Annotated in this window: 22 protein-coding genes; 17 read left to right on the plus strand and 5 right to left on the minus strand. The window is 66.6% G+C overall.

The genetic code is table 11. From position 1 onward, the window contains the following. Positions 1-71: 71 nt before the first annotated feature. From AZ34_RS04830 to AZ34_RS04890, 13 genes are all read left to right on the plus strand, one after another. Positions 72-866, plus strand: a complete 795-nt coding sequence (locus AZ34_RS04830) for an HPP family protein (RefSeq protein ID WP_035605405.1) — start codon at positions 72-74, stop codon at positions 864-866. 282 nt (positions 867-1,148) lie between these two features. Then, positions 1,149-2,540 carry an efflux RND transporter periplasmic adaptor subunit gene (locus AZ34_RS04835; protein ID WP_231495460.1) on the plus strand — a complete coding sequence of 464 codons (1,392 nt, stop codon included), beginning with the start codon at positions 1,149-1,151 and terminating at the stop codon, positions 2,538-2,540. 17 nt (positions 2,541-2,557) lie between these two features. Further along, positions 2,558-4,621, plus strand: coding sequence for a MacB family efflux pump subunit (locus AZ34_RS04840; RefSeq protein ID WP_231495461.1), 2,064 nt, complete (start codon positions 2,558-2,560; stop codon positions 4,619-4,621). Positions 4,622-4,678: 57 nt separating this feature from the next. Continuing rightward, on the plus strand, positions 4,679-6,136 hold the full coding sequence (locus AZ34_RS04845) for an efflux transporter outer membrane subunit (RefSeq protein WP_231495462.1): 1,458 nt from the start codon (positions 4,679-4,681) through the stop codon (positions 6,134-6,136). A 170-nt stretch (positions 6,137-6,306) separates the two neighbouring features. Beyond that, complete coding sequence (locus AZ34_RS04850) at positions 6,307-6,975, plus strand: PepSY-associated TM helix domain-containing protein (protein ID WP_035610924.1); 669 nt, start codon at positions 6,307-6,309, stop codon at positions 6,973-6,975. Between the two features lie 32 nt (positions 6,976-7,007). After that, positions 7,008-7,574: a DUF2271 domain-containing protein gene (locus AZ34_RS04855; protein WP_081767089.1), complete on the plus strand. Its 567-nt coding sequence runs from the start codon at positions 7,008-7,010 to the stop codon at positions 7,572-7,574. Positions 7,575-7,614: 40 nt separating this feature from the next. Then, the gene (locus AZ34_RS04860; protein ID WP_035605414.1) at positions 7,615-8,532 is read left to right on the plus strand and encodes a DUF4198 domain-containing protein; all 918 of its coding nucleotides are present in this window, start codon (positions 7,615-7,617) and stop codon (positions 8,530-8,532) included. A gap of 92 nt (positions 8,533-8,624) precedes the next feature. Further along, a complete protein-coding gene (locus AZ34_RS04865) occupies positions 8,625-9,749 on the plus strand; it encodes an FAD:protein FMN transferase (RefSeq protein ID WP_051509536.1) in 1,125 nt (374 codons plus the stop codon). 48 nt (positions 9,750-9,797) lie between these two features. Then, positions 9,798-11,300, plus strand: coding sequence for a sulfite reductase subunit alpha (locus AZ34_RS04870; protein ID WP_035605417.1), 1,503 nt, complete (start codon positions 9,798-9,800; stop codon positions 11,298-11,300). A gap of 136 nt (positions 11,301-11,436) precedes the next feature. Beyond that, positions 11,437-12,624, plus strand: coding sequence for an imelysin family protein (locus tag AZ34_RS04875; protein WP_035605420.1), 1,188 nt, complete (start codon positions 11,437-11,439; stop codon positions 12,622-12,624). Between the two features lie 7 nt (positions 12,625-12,631). After that, entirely contained in the window at positions 12,632-14,239 is a 1,608-nt protein-coding gene (locus AZ34_RS04880; protein WP_035605423.1) for a di-heme oxidoredictase family protein, read from the plus strand. Then, the gene (locus AZ34_RS04885) at positions 14,239-15,363 is read left to right on the plus strand and encodes an imelysin family protein (protein ID WP_035605427.1); all 1,125 of its coding nucleotides are present in this window, start codon (positions 14,239-14,241) and stop codon (positions 15,361-15,363) included. The genes AZ34_RS04880 and AZ34_RS04885 overlap by 1 nt, the downstream gene beginning before the upstream one ends. Before the next feature lie 13 nt (positions 15,364-15,376). Beyond that, the gene (locus AZ34_RS04890) at positions 15,377-16,636 is read left to right on the plus strand and encodes a DUF1513 domain-containing protein (RefSeq protein ID WP_051509537.1); all 1,260 of its coding nucleotides are present in this window, start codon (positions 15,377-15,379) and stop codon (positions 16,634-16,636) included. Here AZ34_RS04890 and AZ34_RS17545 read toward each other — a convergent pair. After that, positions 16,623-17,129: a hypothetical protein gene (locus AZ34_RS17545; RefSeq protein WP_051509538.1), complete on the minus strand. Its 507-nt coding sequence runs from the start codon at positions 17,127-17,129 to the stop codon at positions 16,623-16,625. The genes AZ34_RS04890 and AZ34_RS17545 overlap by 14 nt on opposite strands. A gap of 81 nt (positions 17,130-17,210) precedes the next feature. Between AZ34_RS17545 and AZ34_RS04900 the strand changes: the two genes are divergently transcribed. Continuing rightward, positions 17,211-17,837, plus strand: a complete 627-nt coding sequence (locus AZ34_RS04900) for a TetR/AcrR family transcriptional regulator (RefSeq protein ID WP_051509539.1) — start codon at positions 17,211-17,213, stop codon at positions 17,835-17,837. A gap of 64 nt (positions 17,838-17,901) precedes the next feature. Here the strand turns inward: AZ34_RS04900 and AZ34_RS04905 are convergent, their stop codons facing one another. Together AZ34_RS04905 and AZ34_RS04910 are read right to left on the minus strand one after the other, a co-directional pair. Then, positions 17,902-18,606 carry a Fe2+-dependent dioxygenase gene (locus tag AZ34_RS04905; RefSeq protein WP_035605429.1) on the minus strand — a complete coding sequence of 235 codons (705 nt, stop codon included), beginning with the start codon at positions 18,604-18,606 and terminating at the stop codon, positions 17,902-17,904. A gap of 155 nt (positions 18,607-18,761) precedes the next feature. After that, entirely contained in the window at positions 18,762-21,065 is a 2,304-nt protein-coding gene (locus AZ34_RS04910) for a TonB-dependent receptor (protein WP_051509540.1), read from the minus strand. Positions 21,066-21,750: 685 nt separating this feature from the next. Here AZ34_RS04910 and AZ34_RS04915 point away from each other — a divergent pair. Further along, positions 21,751-22,107: a GreA/GreB family elongation factor gene (locus AZ34_RS04915; RefSeq protein ID WP_035605431.1), complete on the plus strand. Its 357-nt coding sequence runs from the start codon at positions 21,751-21,753 to the stop codon at positions 22,105-22,107. Between the two features lie 249 nt (positions 22,108-22,356). On the opposite strand, the gene AZ34_RS04920 is transcribed toward AZ34_RS04915, so the two are convergent. Next, positions 22,357-23,142, minus strand: coding sequence for an SDR family oxidoreductase (locus AZ34_RS04920; protein ID WP_051509541.1), 786 nt, complete (start codon positions 23,140-23,142; stop codon positions 22,357-22,359). Positions 23,143-23,266: 124 nt separating this feature from the next. On the opposite strand from AZ34_RS04920, the gene AZ34_RS04925 reads away from it, so the two are divergent. Continuing rightward, on the plus strand, positions 23,267-24,211 hold the full coding sequence (locus AZ34_RS04925; RefSeq protein ID WP_035605435.1) for an AraC family transcriptional regulator: 945 nt from the start codon (positions 23,267-23,269) through the stop codon (positions 24,209-24,211). A gap of 62 nt (positions 24,212-24,273) precedes the next feature. Here the strand turns inward: AZ34_RS04925 and AZ34_RS04930 are convergent, their stop codons facing one another. Further along, complete coding sequence (locus AZ34_RS04930) at positions 24,274-24,870, minus strand: DJ-1/PfpI family protein (protein WP_035605437.1); 597 nt, start codon at positions 24,868-24,870, stop codon at positions 24,274-24,276. 92 nt (positions 24,871-24,962) lie between these two features. Between AZ34_RS04930 and AZ34_RS04935 the strand changes: the two genes are divergently transcribed. After that, the gene (locus AZ34_RS04935) at positions 24,963-26,297 is read left to right on the plus strand and encodes a PLP-dependent aminotransferase family protein (RefSeq protein WP_035605440.1); all 1,335 of its coding nucleotides are present in this window, start codon (positions 24,963-24,965) and stop codon (positions 26,295-26,297) included. The last annotated feature ends 18 nt before the right edge of the window (positions 26,298-26,315 follow it).

The following is a 26,315-nucleotide window of genomic DNA, read 5'->3' on the forward strand; positions in this document are numbered from 1 at the left end:
CACTCCGCGCTTCATTTAACTGCTCAGTCTGCCGAAATAGACAGCAGGGCGATGAGACCTGAGGAGTAGGCATGTTCTCGATCTATGGTGAAAACGGCCGCATCTTTCGCGGCGCGATGGAGGATCTCTGGCGCGTGGAGGCCTTGCGCGGCGTGATGCGCACGCGACGGCTTGCCGGGCAATCGCTCGACCCACGCAGCCCTCTTCCGTCCGTGATTCGCAGAACACCCGCCCATTGGGCGTACGAGGGCGGTGTGCCGCCTGCCCACACCGACGACGGCGTGCTGCAGCGGGCCGACGAAGCCCCGCGCCGCAGCCTTGCGGCAGGTGCTGCCTTGTCCGCCTACGCCCGGGCCAGCGGGCAGGCGCGTGAGCGCCAACCATTGCGGCGAGTGGCCGACGTCATGACACGCCAGCCGATTACCGTGAGCGCGGACGCCAGCGTGTTCGAGGCCTGGCGTCTCCTGGGTGAGCGTGGCGTGGGGCAGGCCCCCGTGCTGGCCGGCGCACGCAGTGCCACGCCGGGGCGTCTCGCAGGGCTGATCAGCCGGGCCGAGTTGCTGGACTTGCGCCGTTTGCCAGGGCCGGATGCACCTGCCGATGCCTGGCGCGAGTTGATGATGCAGCCGGTGTCCGAAGTGATGTTCAGCCCCGCGCCGGCCGTCAGCCCGGACGCGGACCTGCGTCGCGTCGCTCGCGTGCTGTTGGACACCCAACTGCCGGGATTGCCGGTGCTGGACACCGTGGACCGCAGCGATCAGCCTGGCGTGGGCGGGGCGGATGAGGGGGATCTCGTGGGCTTCATCTCGCGCAGCGACATCCTGCAGGCCGTGGTGCACGATCCGCCGCTGGATCTCTGGGGCTGATGCCTCGCCCCTGCGCGCAGAGGCAGACCCACATGCTGCTGGCGGGGTCACGCCGTTGTACTCGCAAGTACCGCGTGTCGTATAGCCAAATAACTGGTTCCCGGCTGCGGGGGCGATGAGCCGAGGGTCGGGACATAGTTCTTTACAAACGAGAAGCAATATCATTCTGGCCTGCGGGCATGATGCCGCGCTTGCCGTTTGTGTTTCCGTTTCCATTTCCGACCCGTCCCCATGCCATTTCTCCCTAGCTCACGTCGCCATCGATTGCGCCGGATTGCCCTCTTGCTGACGCCTGTTGTGCTGATCGGCGTCGCTTGGGGGAGCTGGCAATGGTGGCAAGGCAAGAGCGACGCCCAGGCCAGTTTGTTGACCGCGACCGTGCAGCGAGGGGACATTGAGGACGTGGTCACGGCCACCGGCCTGCTGCAGCCGCGTGACTATGTGGACGTGGGCGCCCAGGTCTCTGGCCAACTGACCAAGATCCACGTCGAGGTCGGTAGCGATGTGCAGAGCGGTCAATTGCTGGCAGAGATCGGCGCCGAGCAGTCGGCTGCGCGTGTCAAGGCCAACCGGGCTTCTCTGCGTGCCCAGCGCGCCACGCTGGCGCAGCGGCAGGTGGAACTGGTCAAGGCCGAGCGCGACTTGCGTCGCCAGAAGAACCTGCTGGCAGACGAGGCCACCACGGCCGAAGCCGTGCAGAACGCCGAAACCACGGTGCTGTCCACGCGCGCGCAGATCCAGGCCCTGGAAGCCCAGATCGAACAGGCCGACGCCAGCATGCAGGTGGAAGAGGCCAATCTCAAGTACGCCAAGATTTACGCCCCCATGTCGGGCACGGTGGTCAGCATCAGCGCGCGTCAGGGGCAGACGCTCAACGCCAACCAGTCCGCCCCGACCATCCTGCGCATCGCGGACCTTTCCGTCATGACGGTGCAGGCCCAGGTCTCGGAAGCCGACGTCAGCCGCCTGCGCGTGGGCATGCCGGTCTACTTCACGACCCTGGGCAGCGGCGGCCAGCGCTGGCAAAGCACTCTGAAGAAGGTCGAGCCCACCCCCACGGTGACCAACAACGTCGTGCTCTACAACGCCTTGTTCGACGTGCCCAACCCGCAGCGCCGGCTGATGACGCAGATGACGGCCCAGGTCTTCTTCGTGGTCGCGCAGGCCAGGGGCGTGCTGACGGCGCCGATGGCCGGGCTGACGATGCAGCGCGGGCAGGCCGGCGCGACGGGGCAACGTTCGAACAACGGCGCGACAGCCGGCGGCGGCGCTGGCGCCGGATCTTCCGTCGCCCAGGGCGGAGCCGGTGGCGGGGGGCCTCAGGGCCCGCGCCCGGACTGGCAGAACCTGTCGGCCGAAGAACGTGAACGCCTGCGCGCCGAACGGCGTGCGAATGCGAATGGGGGTGGCGTTGGCAATGTAGGCGGTGGCGCGGCAGCGGGGCCGCGTCGTGCCACGGCCAAGGTCTTGACCGCCGATGGCGTGCAGGAGCGCGAGGTGCAAGTCGGCGTGAGCAGTCGTGTGTTGGCCGAAATTCTTTCTGGCCTGGAGGAGGGCGAGCGGGTGGTCACGGGTCAGCGTCAGGGCAACACCACCGGCGGTTCCTCGGCAGGCGCGGGCCAGCGCGCCGGCGCGTCGGGTGGCATGCCCCCCGGCGGCATGCCGCCACGTTGAGGAAGGCACGCACAGACATGGATCGCGCCACGAACACGGTCATCCGCGCGGCGGCTGGCGGGGGCAAGGCCACTCAGGGCCCAAGCAGCGACGCCGAGCAGGCGGTCGCGCAAGAGGGCGCGCGCGTGCCGCTCATCGAGCTGCGCGGCATCACCAAGACCTATCGCAACGGCGAACTCGCTACGCGCGTCTTGCACGGCATTGACGTGACGATCTATCCGGGGGAGTTGGTCGCGATTGTCGGCGCTTCCGGTTCCGGCAAATCGACCTTGATGAACATCCTGGGTTGCCTGGACCAGCCGACCTCCGGCAGCTACCGCTTCATGGGGCGCGACGTGGCCGCGCTGTCGCGCGACGAACTGGCGGCGCTGCGGCGCGACGCTTTCGGCTTTGTGTTCCAGAGCTACAACCTGATCGCCACCGGCACAGCGGCCGACAACGTGGAAGTGCCTGCCGTCTATGCGGGCGCGCCGCCGCAGGAGCGGCGCGAGCGTGCGAGGGAATTGCTGGAGACCCTGGGTCTGGGTGAGCGCAGCCATCACAAGCCGAACCAGCTTTCGGGGGGGCAGCAGCAGCGCGTGTCGATTGCCCGCGCGCTCATGAATGGCGGGCCAGTCATTCTGGCCGACGAACCCACGGGCGCGCTCGACAGCAAGACCGGAGAGGAAGTCATGGCCCTGCTCAAGAGCCTGGCCGCGCAGGGGCACACCGTCATCATCATCACGCACTCGGCCGAGGTGGCCGAGAACGCGCAGCGTGTCATCGAGATCAAGGACGGCCACATCGTGGCCGATCCGGGGCCGCCGCCTGCGCTCCAGGAGCATGCGCGGCCCAAGGCGTCCCACTGGGCCAGCCATTCGGGTCGCGTCTCCTACGCCGACGAACTGCTGGAGGCTGCCAGGACAGCCATGCGGGCCTTGCGCTCCAACGTCTTCCGCGCGGTGCTCACCTTGTTGGGCATCGTGATCGGCGTGGCCTCGGTCATCGCCATGCTGGCCATCGGCGACGGCGCCAAGCAGGCGGTGATTGACCGCATCAGCGCCATGGGCAGCAACCTGCTGCTGGTGCGCCCGGGCGTACCCAATTCGCGGGGTTTCTCCAACGTGGCCACGCTGGTGTTGGCCGATGTGCAGGCCATCAACCGCGAAGTGCCCAACGTGCTGGCTGCCGTGCCCGAGCAAAACAGCAGTGCCACCCTGCGGTACCGCGACGCCGACTACAGCAGCAGCGTGCTCGGCACCTCCTGGCAGTACCCGCAGGTTCGGCAATGGCCGCTGGCCAGTGGCACCTTCTTCAGCGAGGAGGATGAGCAGAATTACGCCACCGTGGCCGTGCTGGGGCAGACCGTGGCGAAAGCGCTGTTCCCGAACTACGCGGCGGGCGGACAGGACCCTGTCGGTGAATTCATCCTGGTCAACAACCTGGTGTTCCAGGTGGTGGGCGTGATGAGCGCGCGTGGCGCCTCACCCTTCGGACAGGACCAGGACGACGTGGTGCTGGTGCCCTACCAGACGAGTCAGCTGCGCCTGTCGGGCCAGCGTTTCCTGCGCAACGTCACCGTGGCGGTGCAGGACGTGAGCCGCATCGATGAGACGCAGGCGGCGGTGGAGGCCCTGCTGGCCGAGCGGCACGGTGTCATCGATTTCCAGTTGCGCAACATGGCCTCCATCATCGACACAGCCAGCGAGACCCAGGACACCATGACGGTGCTGCTGGGCTCCATCGCCGCGATCTCGCTGCTGGTCGGCGGCATCGGCGTGATGAACATCATGCTGGTCAGCGTGACTGAGCGCACGCGCGAGATCGGCATCCGCATGGCCACGGGCGCGCACGAACGGCACATCCTGCAGCAGTTTTTGATCGAGGCCCTGCTGGTGTCCGCGCTTGGCGGCCTGATCGGCGTCTTCATCGGCCTGGGCGTGGCCGCAGTGATCGCCGCCGCTGGCACGCCCGTGCTGTACTCAGTGGCGCCGGTGCTGCTGGCCTTTGGCTGTGCCTTCGCGACCGGCCTGGTCTTCGGTTACCTGCCCGCACGCAAGGCGGCGCGGCTGGACCCGGTGGTGGCGCTGGCATCGGAATGAGCACGTGCTTGGCCAGATGGCATCGGCACGAAGCGTCCTGACATGGAACGAACAAGAATGAAGCAACACGCGAGGGGCCGCGTCGCACCCATCCTGATCCTGCCCGCGGCGCTCTTGCTGCAAGCTTGCGCGGGCACCGCGCCGCCAGCCGATCCCGCCGAGGCTTCGGCGCGCGCCAAGGTTGAGCTGCCGGCGGGCTGGCGCGCCGACGCGCCGGGCGTCGAGGCTCCCGTCATCGACTCGGGATGGTGGATGGCTTTCCAGTCGGCGGCCCTGGAGCGTTTGATCGCCGAGGCGCAGCGCGACGGCGTGGAGTTGCGCATCGCCTACGAGCGCATCCGTCAGGCCGAGATCTCCCTGCGCCAGAGCGGGGCCTCGCGCTGGCCCTCGGTCAACGCCAACGCGGGCGCCTCGCGCAGCCGCAGCAGCACCGGGGGCGTGGAGACCACGCGCGAGTCAACCAGCGCGGGCTTGTCGGTCAGCTACGAGGTGGACCTCTGGGGCCGTGTCGCCGACAGCGTGCGCGCGGGCCAGGCCAGCCTGCGCGCCAGCCAGCATGACTGGCAGGCCGCGCGCCTGAGCTTGGTGGCCGGCGTGGCCAGTCAGTATTTCCAGTGGTTGGGTCTGGGGGAGCGTGTCGCGCTGGCGCAGGCCAACCTGGCACGCACCGAACGCCTGCTCGCCATCGTCGAGTCCCGCCTGCGCAACGGCGTGGCCACGCCGCTGGAGGTCTCGCAGCAGCGCAGCACCTTGCTGAGTCAGCGCGTCACGTTGTTGGCCCTGCAGCAGCAGCGCAGCGAAAGCGCCACCGCCCTGGCTTTGCTGCTGGGGCGCCAGCCCATCGGTTTTTCGCCGGAGGACTACGTGTCGGCCTCGCGCGATGCCGCCGCCGACTTCGCGTCCTTGCGTGTGCCCGAACTCGCGCCGGGTCTGCCCGTGGCCTTGCTGACGCGCCGGCCTGACCTGGCCGCCGCCGAGGCGCAGCTGGCCGCCGCCGACGCCAATGTGGATGCTGCCCGCGCGGCCTTGCTGCCCACGGTGTCGCTGTCTGCCTCCACGAACCTGACGTCGGCCAGCCTCTTCAGCCTGGCCGACCCGACGCGCAGCGTGTCCCTGGGACTCGCCCTGGCGCAAAGCATTTTTGACGGTGGCCGTCAGCGCGCGCAAATCCAGCTCAGCGAATCACAGCGGGTGGTGCTGATCGAGAACTACGGGCAGGCCATCCGCACGGCCATCAAGGAAGTCGGCGATGCCCTGGGCCAGGCCAGCTACAGCCAGCAGCAGGAGGACCTGCAACGCGAGTTGGTCGCGCAAGCTCATGCTTCCCTGCGCCTGGCCGAGCTGCGTTACCGGGAGGGCACGGGTGACCTGATGTCCCTGCTTGACGCGCAGCGCAGCCTGTTCAGCGCCCAGGACAGCCTGAGCGTGCAGCGCCTGGCCCGCCTGCAGGCCGTGCTGGATCTCTACAAGGCCCTGGGCGGGGACTGGGCGCCGCCGCCGACGTCCGACACCTGAGGCTGCGGGCCCCGGCCTCACCCCGGCCTTGGGTGGGGCCGCTCCTGCTGGCCGTCCATGGCGAGGAGGACGCCATCCATGACCGTTGCGCAGATTTCTTTTTGAAATGGAATGAGAATGATTTTTAAATAGATATACTTCGGTGCGTGAAAAATCCTGGTGCCCATCCCTTGCCCGCAGCAACCGCCAAGTCCACGCCGCAGGGCGCGGCATCCCAGCGCGCCTGGTGGCTCAAAACCCTGCACCAATGGCACTGGATCAGTTCCGCCCTGTGCCTGATCGGGATGCTGCTGTTCGCTTTCACGGGCATCACGCTCAACCACGCGGCGGACATCGCCGCCCAGCCCGAGATCACGCAGCGCCAGGCGCAACTGCCGCCCAATCTGTTGGCCTTGCTGCGCAGCGAAGATGATGCCCAGGCATCCACCGGCGGCGATGCGCCGCTGCCTGCCGCCGTGCGGGTTTGGCTCAACGGCGCGCTGTCGCTGGAATTGCCTGTGCAGGCCCCTGCAGAATGGTCGCCCGAGGAGGTCTACCTCTCACTGCCCCGACCCGGCGGTGATGCCTGGTTGCGCATCGCGCGCGACAGTGGCGAGGTCGAGTACGAACTCACCGACCGGGGCTGGATTTCCTGGCTCAACGACCTGCACAAGGGCCGCCACACGGGCTGGGCCTGGAAGTGGTTCATCGATGTGTTTTCCGTCGCCTGTCTGCTGTTCTCCATCACGGGCCTGCTGATCCTCAAGTTCCATGCGGCCAATCGCCCCAGCACCTGGCCCTTGGTGGGCTTGGGCTTGGTGGCGCCGCTGCTGCTGATCATTCTTTTTGTCCATTCCTGAAGCCGAGGAGTCTCCTGTCCATGTCATCCGCCATGAAGATCTCTTACACCAGTGCCTGGTCTGTGCCAGGCCTCGCCCGTGCCCTGCCTTGGGCTGGGTCTCTCGCGACAGCTTTCGCGCCCGCAGCGGTGTTCGCCGCCGACCTGTCGCTGACCGTCGAAGTGCCGCGCCTCGATGTGGCCGAGTACCACCGCCCTTACGTGGCGATCTGGATCGAGAAGCCGGACCAGAGCTTCGCGGGCAACCTCGCCGTCTGGTACGACCTCAAGATGCGCAACAAGGAAGGCACCAAGTGGCTCAAGGACATGCGCTCCTGGTGGCGCAAGAGCGGGCGAGAACTCGACATGCCGGTGGACGGCATCAGCGGCGCCACCCGCGCACCGGGCGTGCACACCGTCAGCTTCGGCAACAACAGTGCGCTCAAGGCCCTGCCCGCCGGTGAGTACCAGCTCGTGATCGAGGCCGCGCGCGAAGTCGGCGGGCGTGAACTGCTGCGCCTGCCCTTTGCCTGGCCCGGCAAGGCCGGCGCCAAGGCCGTGAGCAGCGAAGCCCGCGGCCAGACGGAACTCGGCTCGGTCAGCCTGACCGTGCAACCCTGAAAGCCGCGAGCCGGCCCACCGAAACCCCAGGAACAAGACCATGAAAAAACGCCTTTCTCTCCTCGCATCGACGGCCGCGCTGGCGGCTTCGTTCGCCGTGCTGCTGCTGCCCACCGCCGCGCAGGCCCACCGCGCCTGGTTGCTGCCCTCGGGCACCGTGTTCTCGGGGCAGGAGCCCTGGGTGGCGGTGGATGCGGCCGTCTCCAACGACATCTTCTACTTCGAGCACAACGCCGGCAATCTGGACAACCTGGTCATCACCGGACCGGACGGCAAGCCGGTCGAGGCGCAGAACCAGGCCAAGACCCGCTACCGCAGCGTGTTCGATGTGAAGCTGGAGCAGGCCGGCACCTACCGCATCGCCCTGGTCAATGACAGCATGTTCGCCAGCTACAAGGTCGGCAACGAAACCAAGCGCCTGCGTGGCACGGCCGAGAGCCTGCGTAAGGAGATCCCCACGGACGCGCAGGATGTGCGCGTGACACGCTCACAGTCCCGCGTCGAAACCTTCGTCACGCGCGGCAAGCCCAGCACCGACAGCCTCAAGCCCACGGGCCGTGGCATCGAACTCGTGGCCGTGACGCACCCCAATGACCTGTTCGCCGGTGAGACGGCGACCTTCCGCTTCGTGGACGACGGCAAGCCCGCTGCGGGCTATGGTGTGACGGTGATCCTGGCCGGCAAGCGCCACCAGGACAAACTGACCGAGCTGACCCTGGACACCGACAAGAACGGCGAGATCAAGGTCAAGTGGCCTGCAGCAGGCATGTACTGGCTGGAGGTCGAACCGGCCCGCCCTGCGCGTCCACAAGGTGCTCCGCAGGCCGGTGGCCCGGGCATGCCCGCCGGTTCCGGTGCCCAAGGCGGGCCTATGGGTCCGATGGGTCCCGCAGGCACCTTGGACAAGCCGACCCGGCGCGCCGGCTACAGCCTGACGCTGGAAGTCCTGCCGCAATAAGTCCAGTCGCCCCGCAGGGCGCAGGCCCGTGTCCCGCGCTCGCGCCGCGCGTGCCGGGTCTGGGATTTTTGTGTTTCTGTCTGCTTCGCCGCATGCGCGTCCCCGATTCCCCCCAACCCATCGACGCCGTCCGGGTGCTGCTGCCGCAGCATCTGGACGAAACGCTGGTGCCCACGCTGGGCGCGCGGGTCTTGGGTCTGGAAGGCGCGAGCATGGGCACGACGTGGCGTGTGCTCTGGCTGGCGGACGGGGCCATGGCAGCCGATCCAGCGGATGGGCAGGAGGCAACCGTGCGAGCCGCCGTGCAGGCCGAGCTGGATTTGGTGATTGCGCAGATGAGCCACTGGCGGGTCGATTCCGATCTGGGGCGTTTCAACCGTGCGGCCCCGGGCACGGCGTTCCGACTGCCCGCCGCGTTCGCCGAGGTGCTGCGTGCCGGCCTCTGGCTGGCCGAGGTGTCTGGCGGCGCCTTCAATCCTGCAGCCGGTGCCCTGGTCAATCTCTGGGGCTTCGGTCCGTCTTCCGATCTGCAAGACCTGCCGCATGCGCACCCGCGCTACGACGAGCCGGGTTTTCGCATGCCCACGGAAACGGCGGCGCGCGATGCCCTGGCGCTGTGCGATTGGCGCGCGCTGAATTTCGATGGTCAGGATGGCATCGTCCAGTTCGGCGGCCTGCAACTCGATTTCTCCGCCATCGCCAAGGGCTACGCGGTGGACCGCATCACGCTGCGCCTGCAATCCCTGGGCCTGGCGCATCTGCTGGTCGAAGTCGGCGGTGAGCTGCGCGGTGCGGGTTACGGCCTGGGCGGCCAGCCTTGGTGGGTGGAATTGGAGGCGCCGACTTCTTCCACGTCGCATCCGGCCCTGCCGCGCACCCGTCTGGCCCTGCATGGCCTGTCCGTCGCGACCTCGGGCGACTACCGGCGCTGCTACACCCACGACGGCCTGCGCCTGCCCCACACCATCGACCCGCGCACGGGCCGTCCCATCGTGCACGGCCTGGCCTCCGTCAGCGTGGTGCACGAGCAATGTCTGTGGGCCGATGCCTGGAGCACGGCCCTGACGGTGCTGGGCTTGGAGTCGGGCCTAGCCCTGGCGCGCGAGCACGGCATCGCGGCCCTGTTCGTGCAGCGTGTGCCGGCCGTGGACGGCCAAGGCGGGGGTGAGACGTTGCGCGAGGTGCTCACGCCCGCGCTGCGTGCACTCGCCGATTGACGCGATGGCGTCAGCACGCGGTGCACGCGTCCACATGAAGTGGTTTCCATGAAGTTTGTTCAAGCCCTGTCCGTTCTGTTGGTCTATGGTGCCTTTTGCGGCCTCATCGTCTGGCGGCACCGTCAGCGCGTGCAGGCGGCCGCGCACCGCGCGCAGGCCCTGATGCACAGCGCCGTGCCCGATTCCAGCGCGGGTCGCTCGCTCTGGTGGGTGGTGCACGCCAGCCAGACCGGTCAGGCCGAGGCCCTGGCCGAGCAGACCGCGCAGGCCCTGCACAGCGCGGGGCTGGCGGTGCGCCTGCTGCCGCTGGGACGTCTGCGCCGCGAGGATCTGGCGAGCATGGAGCGCCTGTTGTGCGTGGTCAGCACCTACGGTGAAGGGGATGCGCCGGACAGCGCGGCGGCATTCGTGCGTGCTTGCATGGAGGCGAGGGATGGGGACGGGTTGCCCGAGCTGACGAGGCTGAAGGTCGGCCTGCTGGCCCTGGGCGACGCCAGCTACGCGCGCTACTGCGGTTTTGGTCGCGCGCTGGATGCATGGTTCCAGGAACGGGGCGCGCAGCCATTGTTCGAACGCATCGAGGCCGACCGCATGGCTCCCGAGGCGCTGTCGCGCTGGCGCGTGCAGTTGGGCGCCCTGATCGATGCCGGCAATCCGGACGCCTGGGCCTTGCCCGACTGGGAGGCGCCGCCCTTGCAGGCCTGGACGTTGCGCGCGCGTCGGCACATGAACCCGGGCAGCGCGGGTGGGCCGGTGCATCACCTGGAATTCGTGCCCGAGGTGGGTGACCTGCCGGATTGGCAGGCCGGGGATCTCGCGCAGATCGAGGTGCCGGGCGCACCCGGTGAGCCGCGCGACTACTCCATCGCTTCCGTGCCTGCCGACGGTGCCTTGCACCTGCTGGTGCGTCAGACACGACGGGTGCATGCCGATGGCAGCGACAGCCCGGGCCTAGCCTCGGGTTGGCTGACGGCCGCGCATGACCACGGCTTGCCGCTGAGCGGCCGCGCCATGCTGCGCTTGCGTGCGCACAGCGCCTTTCGCATTGGCGGCAACGCGCAGCGCCCCTTGATCCTGATCGGCAATGGCACCGGCCTGGCCGGCCTGCGCGCCCACATCCGCGCGCGCCTGATCCCGGCGCCGTATCCTGAACCGACCACCAAGCACCCGCTTCAGGATGCAGCGCCGGGTTCACCGCCCCTGTGGCTGATCTTTGGCGAACGCCATGCCGCCACCGATGCCTATTACCGTGAGGAGCTCGAGGCTTGGTCCGCGCAGGGTTTGCTGCGCGTGGACTGGGTGTTCTCGCGCGAGTCGTCCGCCGCGCACACGGGTTCGCGTCCTTACGTGCAGCACGCCGTGCGTGCCGCCGCGACCGAAATGCGTGCCTGGGTGCGGGGCGATCAGCACAGACCCGGCGCAGCCATCTATGTCTGTGGCAGCCTGCGGGGCATGGCGGGCGAGGTCGATACCGCCTTGCGGGATGTTCTGGGCGCGGATGTTCTGCGTGCGCTCGCGGACGAGGGGCGTTACCGCAGAGACGTGTATTGATGCCGCGATCAGACCGTTGATGGGTGGGCGATGGGGATGCCCTGCGGATGGCTGTGTTGACTCCAGCCCAGCGGCTCACCATGTTCTAGAATTGAGAACGATTTTGATTTGTAGATTCAAGCAGCGAGGAAACAGCATGAAATTTCAAGCAAGCAAACGCCTGTGGATGTTGAGCGCGACCGGGACCGCCCTGGTGCTGGCCGGTGGCCTGGGCAGCCTGAGTGCCGCCGCGCAAACACCGGCACAGCCCACGGTTCGCGGCGTGGTCGCCCACTACGCCACCCTGGTGCATGCGAACTATGAGGACACGCTGCTCGCCGCCCAGGAATTGCAGAAGGCGGTTCGCGCCTTCACCGCCGCGCCCACGCAAGCCCGCCTGGAGGCCGCGCGCAAGGCCTGGCTGGACGCGCGTGAGTACTACGGCCAGACCGAGGCCTTCCGTTTCTACGGCGGTCCGATCGACGACGAGGAGGGCCCCGAGGGCCGCATCAACGCCTGGCCCATGGACGAGTCTTACGTGGACGGCGTGGAAGGCAAGCCGGGCGGCGGTCTGGTCAACGACCCCAAGTTCAAGATCAGCAAGAAAACCCTGTCGGACGCCAACGAAAAAGGCGGCGAGGAGAACATCGCCACGGGCTGGCATGCCATCGAGTTCATGCTCTGGGGCCAGGACCTGAACGACAAGGGCCCGGGCGAGCGTGCCTACACCGATTTCGTCGACGGCAAACTGCCCAATGCGGACCGCCGCCGCCTCTACCTGAACGTGGTGACGGACCTGCTGATCGATGACCTGCGCTTCCTGGTGCAGGCGTGGGCGCCGAAGCAAAAGAACTACCGCGCCGAATTCGAGCAGGGCGGCCAGGAGTCGTTGCGCAAGATCATCGTGGGCCTGGGTTCGCTCTCGCGGGGTGAACTCTCGGGCGAGCGCATGGAAGTGGCATTGAACACGCAGGACCAGGAGGACGAGCATTCCTGCTTCTCCGACAACACGCACCGCGACATCGTGACGAATGCGACCGGCATCCAGAACGTCTGGCTGGGTAGCTACAAGCGCCGCAGTGGTCAAGCGGTGCAGGGCGCATCCCTGCGCGCCCTCGTCGCAGCCAAGGACAAGGCGCTGGCCGACAAAACCACGGCGCAGATCGCGCAGTCGGTGGCCCATGCCACCAGCATTCCCGCGCCTTTCGACCAGGCCATTCTGGATGGATCTCCCGGTCAGCCCATCGTCAAGAAAACCATCGCCAGCCTGGTCGAGCAATCCAAGCTGCTGGTCGAGTCGGCTTCGGCCATCGGCATCACCAAGCTGACCCTGGTGGAGCCCTGAGCGCCTCATGACCCCGTACGAACACAAGGCCCCGCGTCGCGCGACGCGGTGGGTGGGCGTTTTCGCGGTGCTGCTGGCCGCCGCAACCGGCACCCTGGTGGTGTCGGCCTTGCGGGCGCAGACCCGAGCGGATTCGGACCAGGCAGCCACCGAGGCCGCCGAACGCGAGGCCAGCGAAAGAACCGCCGGCAAGGGCACGGTCTGGGCCACGGGCCAGAACGCATTTTCTTTTCCCCTGGCCAATTTGAACGACGCGGAGCGCACACGCTTCGTGATCGGCAATTCCTTCTTCAAGCGCAACTGGGTCGAGGCACCGGCCTCGACCAAGGCGCGTGATGGCCTGGGGCCGCATTTCATCGCGCGTTCCTGCGCGGCCTGCCATCTGCTGGATGGTCGCAGCGCGCCGCCTGACTGGGCACGTACCCTGCTGCCCGGGCCGGACGCGGAAAGCAGCGTGGGCCTGCTGCTGCGCCTGTCCATTTCCGGTCAGCCCGACGCGCAGCACGGTGTGGTGCCCGAGCCCGTCTACGGCGACCAGCTCGGCACCGCCGCCGTGCAGGGCGTCAAACCCGAAGGCCACATCGAGATCCGCAGCCGGCCCATCGAGGTCCGTTTCGCCGATGGCAGCACGCACACGCTGCAGCAACCCATCTACAGCATCACCCGCCTGGGTTACGGCGCGATGGCGCCGAACGTGCTCATCAGCCCGCGCGTCGCGCCGCAGGTGATCGGCATGGGCCTGCTGGAAGCGATTCCCGAGGCGGAGATTCTCGGCAACGCCCGCGCGCAGGCGGCCCTGAACGGACCGCTCACGGCCGCGATCAAGGGCCAGCCCAACCGGGTCTGGGACGCTTATGCGGGGCGTGAGGTGCTGGGCCGCTTCGGCTGGAAGGCCAATGTGGGCAGTGTTGCTCATCAGACGGCGGGCGCTTTTCTGGGCGACATCGGCATCACCTCGCGCGTGAACTGGCGTGAGGCCTGCACGCCCGCGCAGACCGATTGCCTGCAGGCCGCGCATGGCGGCGGCAAGGGCATTGAACGCCAGAACGGTCGCAAGACCACGGTCCTGGTGACCGCCGCGCAGGCCAGTCCCGAGCAGCCCGAGATCGACGAGCAGACCCTGAACCAGGTCATCTTCTACACCGCGACCTTGGCGCCGCCCGCGCGCCGTCGTGTCAACGATCTGCAGGTTCAAAAGGGCCAGGCGCTGTTCCACCAGGCCCAGTGCGCGGTCTGCCACCGGCCCAGCTACACCACCTCAACGCAGGACAGCAGCGGCGCGGGCGGCTTCCCCCGCTTGGCCAGTCCGGCCCTCAAGGGCCAGCGCATCTGGCCTTACACCGATCTGCTGCTGCACGATATGGGTGAAGCTTTGGCCGATGGCCGGCCGGACTTCCAGGCCAACGGCCGCCAGTGGCGCACGCCGCCGCTGTGGGGCATCGGTCTGATCCGCGACGTGAACGGCCACCAGCGTCTCTTGCACGATGGCCGCGCCAAAGGCGTGCTCGAAGCCGTGCTCTGGCACGGCGGCGAGGCCGAGGCCAGCAAGCAGCAGGTGCTCAAGATGAACGCCGAACAGCGCGCCGCGCTCGTGGCCTTCCTGGAGTCCTTGTGATGACCCTGCGGGCGCGCTTGGCTGGGGCTCGTCTGCTGCCACGTGTGGGGGCCGTGGTGGGCCTGTGTGTGCTGGCTTGTGCCCATGCGCAGACCGCGCCACGCATCGCCTTCCCTTACTACACGGCCGAGCAGGCGCTGACCGGGCTCTACAGCCACCAGCTGCCGCCGCGCGCGCGGGCCTTCGAGGCCTCGGCGCTGGCCCTGGTGCAGGCCACGCAAGCGCATTGCCAGGGACGAAGCGGCAAGGGCGAGCTGCACGGGCAGTGGCAACAGACCCTCCTGCGCTGGCAGGCGCTGGCCACGCCCGCTGTCGGTCCGTTGGTCCAGCGGCGCAGCCAGCGGCAGATCGATTTCTGGCCCGTGCGTGCGAACCTGATCGACAAGGCCTTGAAAGCCACGCCGCGCGTCTTGAGTGAGATGGCGCGCGTGGGCACGCCAGCCAAGGGCTTCGCGGGGTTCGAATACCTGCTGGCCGAGTCCACGGCCATGGGGCTGCAGGGCGAGTCGCAAAAGCAGCGCTGCGCCTATGCCGTGCTGGTGGCCCAGGGCATCGCCGCCGAAGCGAGCGCCTTGCGTCGCGACTTCGACACGCTGGCCCAACGCGATTGGCAGGTGGAGGAGGAATCCGCCGACGCCGAGGCGCGACTCGCGCAGACCCGCGCGGCCTTCGCCGAATGGGTGAACCAGTGGCTGGGCGGGCTGGAGCGCCTGCGCTGGCTGCAGATGGAGCAGCCCCTGGTGAAGGCGCAGACCGCAGGCAAACCGCCCGCCTTCGCGCGTCAGGAGTGGGCCGACAACCTGGCCGACTGGCGCGCGCAATGGGACACCCTGCGCGCCCAGGCCCTGCTGGCGGACCCGCAAGCCGCCCCGCCCGTGCCGGGCCAGGCCTTGGTGCCCATCGAGGCCTTGTTGTACGGCAAGGGCCAGGTGCAACTGGCTGCACGCTGGCGGCAGGCCATCACCGCCGCCGATGCCGCGCTCGGCAAGCTCAGCACGAGCTACAACGGCGCCGAGGTGGAGGCTGCGGCGCGCCAGCTCAAGGAACTGACCGTGCTTTACCAGCAGCAAATCGCCGCCGCGCTGGACGTGCCCCTGGGCTTTTCGGACGCGGACGGCGACTGAAGGCCAGTCGGACATGCGGCGGCGTCTGCTACTGCGCTCGGGCGCGCAATTCCTGCTCGGCACCGCGTTGAGCCCGGTGCTGGGCCCGGCATGGGGCATGGGTTCGGGCCTCGGTGCTGACAAGGCCGAAGTCTCGTCCTCGTCTTCCGAGGTGACCCTGCTCGCCGCATGGCGCCACGAGGCGCGGGAATTCATCGGCCTGGTCGGTCTGGACGGCCGCGACAGTGCAACCTGGCGCGTGCTCCGGCAGCTGCCCGTGCCCACTCGCGCGCACGGCCTCTGGGCTGAGCCGGACGGTGCCTTCCTCGCTGTGGCGCGCCGGCCCGGGGACTGGTTGCTGCGCTGGCGCCCCGGGCTCGACGCTGCCGGGCAGACCAGCGAGGGCACAACACAATGGCTGTGGGTCGAGGACGACCGCCGTTTCAATGGCCACGTCATCGCATCGGTGGACCAGGGGCAACCGGGCCGCAGGCTCTGGACCCCAGAGACTGAATTGGAAGGCGGCCAGGGCCTGCTCGGTGTGCGCGACACCGCCACCCTCGAAAAAACCGATGAATGGCCCACGCACGGCCGCGACCCGCACCAGTTGCTGGCCCTGCCGCGCGCCGTGGGTAGGTTCCCCGCAGGCACGCTGATGGTGGCCAACGGCGGCATCCCCACCTTGCCCGAGACGGGTCGCGTCAAGCGGCTGGACCCGCGCCTGAAACAACAGCGCATGGACGCGTCGCTGGTGGCCCTGCATCCCGGCACGGGTGAGCTGCAGGGGCAATGGCGCCTGGCCGATCCCTACCTCAGCATCCGTCATCTGGCCTTCGACGCCGGCTCGAGCCGATTGGGCATTGCACTGCAGGCTGAGCACCCGGATGCCTCGCAGCGGCAGGCCGCGCCGGTGCTGGCCGTCTGGGACGGCCGCGACTTGCGCCCCGCCGAACCGCTGCCGCACAACCAACCCTCGCTGCAAGGCTACGGAGGCGACATAGTGGCTTGGTCGCCTGCCAGGGCGGGTGACCCTGGCGGCTTCGCCGTCAGTTGTGTCCGGGCCGACGCCCTGGTCCTGTTCGATGCACAGGGCCGCTGGCGGGAAACATGGCGCTATCCCGGTGCCTATGCGCTGGCGCGGTTAGACCAACAGATTTGGCTCGGCGGGGAACTTGGCATTTTGCGCGTGCAAGCGCGCGCGACCAATCCTCAAACCCAGAACATCGCTGCCGCGCAAGCGGATCTGGCCGACTGGTACTGGGACAACCACTGGTTCGCAATCAATACGGCCTGAGCTTGGCGGGGCGAGGCCGGACACCCACACAGTACAGTGCCCAGAGCACGAACACCGGCTGGAACAGCGGGCGAATCCAGAAGTACCAGGCGCCAAACTCCAAACCCAGCACGGTTTGCCCTTGTAGCGCGACGTTGATGTTGGCGACCACCACGCACGCCAGCATGACCGCCAGCCAGATTCCGGCCTGCCGTTGCAGATTGGGCAGACCCAGGCGTTCGAACACACGCACCGGCACCAGCAGGCCCACCGCGCCCAGCAGTTCCGCCACACCGGTCAGGTATACCCAGAACAGGGCTTGCTCAGCCAGCACCGGTGGCAGCATGGGCACGTAACGCGTGGCGCCATTGACGAAATGGTCCACGCCGGTGAACAGGAAACCCAGGGCCATGCCCCAGCGCATGCTGTCGCGCAAGCCCAGCCGCCGGCCCCTCAGTCGGAACGCCAACCAAGTGAGCAAGGAGGCCAGGGAGATCAGGAAGAAGAAGCTCATGACAACCACTAAGACTTGTTTACGATGGAAACATTTTATGATTAAAATGTTTCCAATGTCAATATTGAATCTGATCCACCCATGAGCACCTCTTACCACCATGGTGATCTGAAGGCCGCGCTGCTGGCCCATGCGCTGACCCAGCTGGAAACTCAGGGCTTGGAATCCTTGTCCATGCGGGAGATGGCCAAGGCCATCGATGTGTCGCACACCGCCGCCTACCGGCATTTCGCCGACAAGCGCTCCCTGCTGGACGCGGTGGCGGTGCAGGGCTTCGAGACGCTGCGCCTGAGCTGCGCGCAGGCGGCCGGGGTCACCGATCCTTCAGCGCGCGAGATGTCAGCGCGCGAGCGGCTGCGGGCCTGCGGCCTGGCCTATGTGCGTTTCGGACTGGGCCACCCCAAGCTGCTGGTCCACATGTTCAACGCCGTCGCGCAGGGTGAAGCCAGCGCTGAGCTGGCGGCCGCAGGCGCCGCCTTGTTCGCGGTCTTGCGTGAATTGGTGGTACAGGGGCAGGCGCAGAGTCAATTCCGCGCGGGGGATCCGCAAGCCTTGTCGCATGCCTGCTGGGCGATGGTGCATGGCTTGGCCATGTTGCTCAGCATTGGAGACGCCCAGGACGCGGCACCTGGCTTGCCGATGCTGATGGACGGCGCTGCCACGTCCCTGGATATTTTTCTGGATGGTTTGGCGCGCGCGGGGTCATGACGGTTTCCCCTCGATGACCATCCCCATCCCTGGGTAGGGCGCGTTGGTGGCCGCGAGATACCCCTCAGACTTCGGCCCAGAGGCGCACGAGGTTGTGGTAATTGCCGGTGAGGCTCACGGTCTCTTCGCAGTCACCCAGCCGGGCGCGCAGTTTCTGAATGTTCTGGTCCAGTTCGAACAACAGGGCGCGTTTGCTGTCATCACGGATCATGCTTTGCAGCCAGAAAAAGGAGCACACCCGCGCGCCACGCGTGACGGGCTCCACGCGGTGCAGGCTGCTGGAAGGGTAGAGGATCAGGTCGCCCGCGGGCAGTTTGACCTCGTGCTCGCCGTAGGTGTCGGCCACCACCAGTTCGCCGCCCTCGTAGTCCTCCGGATTGCAGAGGAAGAGGGTGCAGGAGAGGTCGGTGCGCAGGGGCAGACCACCGGGAAAAGCTGGGTTCGGCGCGTAGCGCACCGAGCCGTCGACATGCATGCCGTAGTGCTCGCCGCCCTCGTAGCGGTTGAACATTGGGGGCAGGAAACGCAAGGGCAGGGCGGCGCTGAAGAACAAGGGGCTTTTTTTCAGCGCATCCAGGATGACGGCGCCGAGTTCCTGCGCCAGCGGTGAGCGCTCAGGCAGTTGGCGGTTGTGTTTGACTTTGGCCCCCTGGTCACCGACGGAGGCGCGCCCGTCCACCCATTGCGCGGCGTCCAGCGCCTGGTCCAGCGCGGTGCGCATGCCGTGTACTTGCGCGATGGAAAGGACCTGGGGAACGTGCAGCATCATGGCAGGCTTGCCTCAAAGTGGAAGAGAGAGTTTATTGTCCAAAAAAAACGCGCCCCGAAGGGCGCGCACAGAGGTCCGGGGTTTGCCTGCCCTGACCTAATCTGATTTAGATCAAGGTTCTGGATTTCCGGTCGGCATGGCTCATACCCCGGAACTCAGAACGAATAGTTCGCCGCCAGTCGAACGGAGCGTGCGTCACCTGGCGTGGCCCAGCCGTTGTTGCGGACGCGCGTGTAATACAGCTCGTCGGTCAGGTTGTTCACGTTGAGCTGGAAGTCCAAATTGCGGCTGAAACGGTAGGCGACCATGGCGTTCTGCACGGTGTAACCATCGGCCTTGAATTGCGTACCTGTCCCGTTGTTCAAATACCAACTGCCTTGGTAGGTCACGCCATACCCCACTGTCACCTCCGGCAGCACGCGGTAAGTGGTCCACAGGCTGGCGGCGTGCTCAGGCGTGTTGGTCAGCGGATCGCCCTTTTGGTTGTCGACACCACCATTGCTGAGTGTGTAGTCCGAAACACTCTGGATCACTTCGCCTTTCAGGTAGGTGTAGTTGGCGAACAAACCCCAGGCCTGTGTCACCTGTCCCGCAGCGCCCAGTGCGACGCCATCCACGCGCGATTTGCCATCGGTCTGTTGATTCGGCTCGGTCGGATCACCGGATGTCACCTTGAAATTCTGCAGTTCGTTGCGGAAGACCGAAGCGGTCAGAGAGAGGCGGTTTTCCAGCACATCCCACTTTGTTCCGACCTCGATGTTGATCGCAGTTTCCGGATCGACGTTGCAATTCTGGGTGCCTGTTGTCGAGGTGTTGTTGCACCCGCCATTGACAGTGGATTGCGAAGGTGTTTGAGAATTGCCGTAAGCCGCATAGACGCTGCCGTTGGCTGCCGGCTTGAACACCACGCCGAGGCGGTAAGAGAACAGGTTCTCGCTGTTCTCTGCAGTCGGGTTTTCTGTCCAGGTGGTTGCGGTGGTGTTGGCCCGGCTTCTGACGTCCACGCTGCCGCTGTTGTGCTCAAACCGTGCGCCACCGTTGACCGACCACTGAGGCGTCAACTGTGCATTCTCGAAAACATAGACAGCAGCGTTGCTCAACTCGCTTTCGGTTTTTCCCGTGACGAGGAAGTTGATTGGCCCTCCGTAATGAGCGGCTGGATCCGAGATGCTCATTGACGGAAATGTCGGCGTAGTGCCGTCTGCGTTACGCAATGAATTGCCACTGCGCAGGTTGTAGGTTTCGCGCGTGAGCGCAACACCTGTGACGATGGTGTGGTCGATGTCACCCGTCTTGAAACGCGTCGTCAGGTCGGTCTGGTTGCCGATGTAGTTGTTTTCCGTGTCACGCGTGTTGCCGGCGGGGCCACCGGGCGTGAATGTGTTGGGCGTTCCGCAGGCGGTATTGGTGGGCGTAAGACCCGACGATAGACACCATGTGCCTTGTGGGGGGACGACCCGCGTGAATTGGGTGACCCTCTGCACGCGAGTCTGGTTACGCAGCGACATGGCGTCGCTGAAGCGATGTTCCACCTGCAACGTCAAGGCATCGACTTGGATCTCCTGTGCGGCGACGTCCTTGTAACCGTAATAGTTGCTGGATTTCGCCCCGGGCAGCAGACCATCGTGGAAGGCATTCTTGTAGTACGGCACCCCGTACTGGGGAATATTGTCGTCTTCCTGATGGAAATACGACAGCGTGGTCTGGGTTGGCGTGCCCAGGCCCATGGCGTAAGACGCCGCGACGCCCCAGCGTTCGTACTTCTCGACGTCGCGTCCCGGAACATCGTTCTGGTGCGTCATCAGGTTCAACCGCAGTGCCGAGGTTTCGCCCACGCGCTGATTGGCGTCCAGCGTAGCGCGGCCGTAGCTGTCGGTGCCCAGCGTGCCGCTGGCGCGCACGAAGTCCTCGGCTTTGGGCGTCTTGCTCAGTAAGTTGATGCTGCCGCTCACGTTCCCGGCGCCGCCGTAGACCGAATTGGCGCCGTTCGAGACTTCGATCTGTTCCAGATTGAAGGCGTCCGAGCGGTTGTACTGCGCGCTGTCGCGCATGCCGTCGATCGTGATGTTGTTGTTGGCCGAGTAGCCGCGGAAGTTGATGCTGTCGCCGTAACCGCCGCCGCCTTCGCCGGCACCGAACGTGATGCCCGGAACTGTGGACAAGGCCTCGACCAGCGACTGGCGGCCCTGTTCCTCCAGTACCCGTGCAGGGAGCACAGTGATGGTCTGCGGGGTGTCTACCAGCGGGGCGGTGTATTTGGGCGACGACAACTCTTCGGTTTTGTAATCCGCCGTGCTCGTGTCCCGCACCGTCACCGAGGGCAGTGTGCCGGCGCTTTCGGCGGTTTGAGCGCCTGCGGGCAGGGCCAGCGTCGCCAGCACGGCGGCGCCGATCAGGTTGCTGCGCAGGGGCGCGGGGGAGGTGGTTTGGCCGTGTTTGCGGCTCTTGATGTACGCCATGGAAAAGGATGCTCCGTCGCTGGGATCAGTGGATTTCTTCAGATTGCGTCGATTGCCGCGGGCTCCTGGACTGGTCAAGGCACGCGATTGCCGGTTTCAGCCGGTAAGGGGGTGGCAGGGAATTCCTGACACGCGATGCAATCAACAGGACAAATGATAATTATTTTTATTAAGATATGTCAAAGAATTTCAAGCAATGCCAAGAAAAACGAACTGCAGCGGTCCTGTAGGGGTGCTTTTGTGGCGGCAAGCCGCCCTGTGTGTGGGCCTGCGGCAACGCACTGGGCGTCAAAAGAGCCGTACCGGGCGAAGGCCTGACGGCATTGCCGTCTGGACTTTCTGGCACGACCAGGCAGGTTTTTGGGACAAACCAAGCCCCGTGCTAGAGTCGGCCGCATGTTTCAGGGTTGCCGTCCTTTCCGACCAAGCCAGGGTGCCGCGCTAGCGCGTCGCTTGGCTCATGTCGTGTCCGCGCCGGTCGCCCTGCAAACCGGTGATGCCGCATGGGGCCTGGGCCATCCGCGCCACAAGGCCCCTCTTGCTCGTCTGCTGCCCGCAGATTCCTGAGCCCGGCGACACCTCTTCTTCCTTTTTCACGCACCCCTCCTGTCGCCGGGCTCCCATCGCCCCGGTGCGATTGCGCCCTGTTTTTGACGCGGGGCCGGTTTTGCATGAGGAGTTGTCCATGTCCGTCCGCCATCAGGATGAGCTGTTGCTCACCGAATCCAATTACGCCCGTCTGTCGCAACTGAAGGATGGCGCACTGCTTGAGCTGCTCGATGCGGCCGATGTCGTGCCCGATGCCCAGGCGCCTGACGATCTGGTGACCATGCGGGGGCAGGTGCGTGTGCGCCACGAAACCAGCGGGCAAGAACAGACCTTGACCATGTGCTGGCCCGAAGATGTCAAACCCGAGGAGGGGCGCATCTCCGTGCTGTCGCCCATCGGCACGGCCCTGCTGGGCCGGCGCGCGGGGGCCTGGGTGGCCTTGCGCCTGCCCGGTGGGCAATCGCAACGCCTGCGCATTGAGGCTTTGCTGTGATTCGTTCGCCTTGAGCCCTACGGTTCACCCTTAGGCTCAGCTCTGAATGGGCTGGCCGAAGGGTCTTTCGCCTTGCTCAGTCTTGCTCAGGACAGGCTTTGACAGGCTCAGCCCAAGCGGAACGTTGCAGGGGCAAGCATGCCAACTCAATCGGGCCGCAAGGTCAGCCTGACCGCAGCAGGGCCACCAGAGGCGCGGCCCACGCGCCCTGTGTTTTCAGAACAGTGGTCATGGCAGGCGGCTCCGAAATCACAAGGCGATGGCGGCGCTGTGATCACCACCGGCCAAGGAAGGGTTGCGCGCGGCCAGCGCCACCGCATCCGCGCCGGCCGCGTAGCGCAGGCGCGGCGTGGCATCGTTCGCGGCCAGCCACACGGCTTCGGCCACATCCAGTTCGTTCGTGACGGCTTGGGGCTGGCCCATCGCGGCGAAGATGGCTTGTGCGTAGGGCGCATAGGCTTCAGGGATCAGCCCTTGCATGCGCTCGGCACCGTTGGCCGTGAACTGCGTGGTGGGCGCGTACCCCGGCTCGACCAGCTTCACGCGCACGTCGAAGGCCTGCAACTCAAAAGCCAGGGAGGCGGTGAAGCCTTCGATGGCGGTCTTGCTGGCGGTGTAGGCCGCCACCAGCGGGAAGGGCGCCAGCGTTGCGCTCGAGGTCACGTTCACGATCAGGCCCGCACGGCGTTCGCGGAACTGCGGCAACACGGCCTGCGTCATCGCCATGGTGCCGAATGTATTGGTCTCGAAGATCTCGCGCACCGTGGCCATGGGCGTGGCTTCGAAGGCCCCGAACAGGCCGAGGCCGGCGTTGTTGACCAGCACGTCGATGGGGCCGGCGGCTTCCAGCGCCTGGGCGATGCTCTCGGGCCGGGTCACGTCCAGCGGCAGCAGATGCAGGCGCGGCGATTGCGGCAGCCGGTCGGCGCGCGGTGCGCGCATCGTGGCGTAAACCTTCCAGCCCTGGGCGTGGAAGTGGCGCGCGGTTTCCAGGCCGTAGCCGGAAGAGCAACCCGTGATCAGAACCGTTTTCATGAAGAACTCCTGGTGGTGTGGTGGATGTGTCTGGTGCAGACAGGCGCAACGATATCGGCTGGAGTTCGGACTTAATACAATCAATAGTCTCTAATTAATTTGCAATCGTCCGGAGGTCGTGGCCATGGTGGATCCGCTTGTCGACGTCATCACCCTGCTGCGCCCGCGCGCGGTGTTCTCCAAGGTCATCAGCGGCGCGGGCGCCTGGGCCGTGCGCTACTCGGCCTTTGGCCAACCCAGCTTCTGCACCATGCTCGAAGGCCGCTGCGTGCTGACGGTGGACCAGCAGGAGCCCTTGACCCTGGAGGCGGGGGACTTCCTGCTGATGCCGGCCACGCCGGGTTTCACGCTGTCCAGCCCCGAGCCCGCCGTGCCGGTCTTTCTCGATCCCGAGCAGACGCGGGACACGACGGGCGAACTGCGCCACGGCCGCCGCAGCGGTCCACCGGACGTGCGCATGCTGGGCGGTTATTTCGCCTTCGACTCGCCCGACGCGGCCCTGCTCGTCTCCTTGCTGCCGGTGCTGCTGCACGTGCGCGGGGTCGAACGCCTGCCGGTGCTGGTGAAGCTCGTGCGCGACGAATCGCTCGATACCCGGCCCGGGCGCGACCTGGTGCTGCGCCGTCTGGTGGAAATCCTGCTGGTTGAGGCGCTGCGTTCCGGCGCGAGCCCCTCCGCGCCGGTTGATGGGCGGGATGCCGATGCGCCCCCCGGCCTGCTGCGCGGCCTGGCCGACGCCCGCGTTGCCGTGGGCCTGCGCCTGATGCACGGTGAACCGACCCGCGCCTGGACGGTGGAAGCGCTGGCCCGCCAAGCCGCGCTGTCACGTTCCACCTTCTTCGACCGCTTCTCACGCGCCGTGGGCCTGCCGCCCATGGAATACCTGCTGGCGTGGCGCATGGCCCTGGCCAAGGACCTGCTGGCGCGCGGCGACCTGGCCATCGCCGACGTGGCCGAGCGCGTGGGTTACGGCTCGGCCAGTACCTTCAGCACGGCCTTCAGCCGTTATGTGGGGCTGCCGCCGGGGCGGTATGCGAAAGCGCGTGAGGCGATGGCGGCGGCGGGCTGAAGCGCTTGCGTGTTCCGAAGGGGGCTGTCATTCCGGCGTGGCTGCACAGTACGCCCCATGGTTCACAGATAAGGCTGGATGTTCTGCATCGTGCGCTCGACGTAGGCTTCCTTCTCCCCGACAGGGGCCACGTAGTGGATCGCGCTCTGGGCTGCTTCTACGCCTTCCAGGCGCGCAATCAACCAGGCGGCCAGGTACTGCGACGACAGGCAGCCACCCGCGGTGGCGACGTTCTCGCGGGCAAAGAAGGGTTGGTTCAAGACATCAACACCCGCTTCCTCCACCCAGGGCTTGGTGGTCAGGTCGGTGCAGGCGGGGACGGCACCGAGCAAGCCCAGCTTGGCCAGCACCAGGGTGCCCGAGCATTGCGCACCCAGAAGCTGGCGTTGGGGGTCGAACTTCATCTGCCCCATCAAGGCCGGGTCCGCAACCACCTCGCGCGTCTTGATGCCGCTGCCGACGATCACCGCGTCGGCCGCCGAGGCTTCGCGCAGGGTGATCTGCGATTCAAGAACCACGCCATTCATGGATTGGACATAGGGCGCAGGACAGGCGAGCGAGACCCGCCAGCCGGGTTTCTTGACGCGGTTGAGGATGCCCAGGGCGATCAGCGAATCGAGTTCGTTGAAGCCGTCAAAGGTGAGGATGGCAATGTGCATGGCGAGGCCTGACTCTGCGTGCAGTGATGGATGCAGGCATCGTATAAGCTCACTTCAATACAATCAAATAATTGTCATGCATACATTGCGCCATGGGACAAGCCCGATACAAGACGCTGGTTGACATGCTGGCCGCCGAGATCCGTGCCGGAAAGCTCACGCCCGGCACCCGGCTGCCCACTCACCGCAAACTCGCCTCTGAGCATGGGCTGGCCTTGGTGACCGCCAGCCGCATCTACGCCGAACTGGAGGCCATGGGCCTGGTCGTCGGTGAAACAGGGCGCGGCACGTTTGTGCGGGACGGCACCTTGCCCGAGGGGCTGGGGATTGACCAGCAGACCGTGGCCAGCGACATGGTGGACCTCAGCTTCAACTACCCGGCCTTGCCGGAGCAGGCCGAGATGCTGCGCACCGCGCTCAGGCAAATCGCGCTGTCGGGTGATCTGGATGCGCTGCTGCGCTACCAGCCGCACGGCGGTCGTCCCCATGAGCGGGCCCTCGTGGCCCGTCACCTGGCGAGCCGGGGGCTGCGCGTCGACGCAAGCCAGGTGATGCTCACGGACGGCGCGCAGCATGGCCTGACTGTCGTGGCGATGGGACTGCTGCAACCCGGCGACGTCGTGGCAACGGATGCGCTGACGTACCCGGGCATGAAAGTGCTGGCCGAGTTGCTGCGGCTGGAGCTCGTGCCGGTCCGTGCGGACGGCGCAGCGCTGGACTTGCATGCGCTGGAGCACCTGTGCAAGAAACGCCGCGTGCGCGCCGTCTATGTGCAACCCACGGTCCACAACCCACTGGGCTGGGTGATGAGCAAGAGCCACCGTGAGGCGCTGGTTGCCTTGGCGCGTCGCCACGGTTTCATGCTGATCGAGGACGCCGCCTACGCCTTCCTGGCGGAGCGCGCCCCGCCGCCACTGGCCGCCCTGGCGCCGGACCTGACGGTGCATGTGTCGGGGTTCTCCAAGAACGTTGCCACGGGCCTGCGCGTGGGGTACGTGGCCGCCCCGCAGGCGTGGGCCCCACGCATCGAACGCGCCATCCGCGCGACCACCTGGAACACCCCCAGCCTGATGACGGCCCTGGTCTGCGGCTGGCTCGAGGACGGTACCGTCCATGCGCTCGAAGTTGCCAAACGCAAGGACGCCACCAAGCGGCAAACCCTGGTCGCGAAGGCACTGCACGGGCTGCCGTATGTCTCGCACCCCGCGTCCTACTTTGCGTGGCTGCCCTTGCCCGAAGGCGTGCGCGCCGACCAAGTGGCGCGTGAGTTGTTGACCCATGGCATCTCGGTCAGCACGGCCGAGCCCTACTGCACCGCCGCCCAAGTGCCTCACGCCATCCGCCTGGCCATCGGCTCCGTGGACTTGGCGATGCTGCGGGCCGCGCTGTGGCGCGTGCGGGAGGTGGTGGAGTTGAGTGGGATGTGAACAATGGTTCCGCCACTT

Origin of the sequence: Hylemonella gracilis str. Niagara R, from assembly GCF_000600295.1 — a bacterium.
In the GTDB taxonomy this organism is placed as follows: Bacteria; Pseudomonadota; Gammaproteobacteria; order Burkholderiales; family Burkholderiaceae_C; genus Hylemonella; species Hylemonella gracilis_A.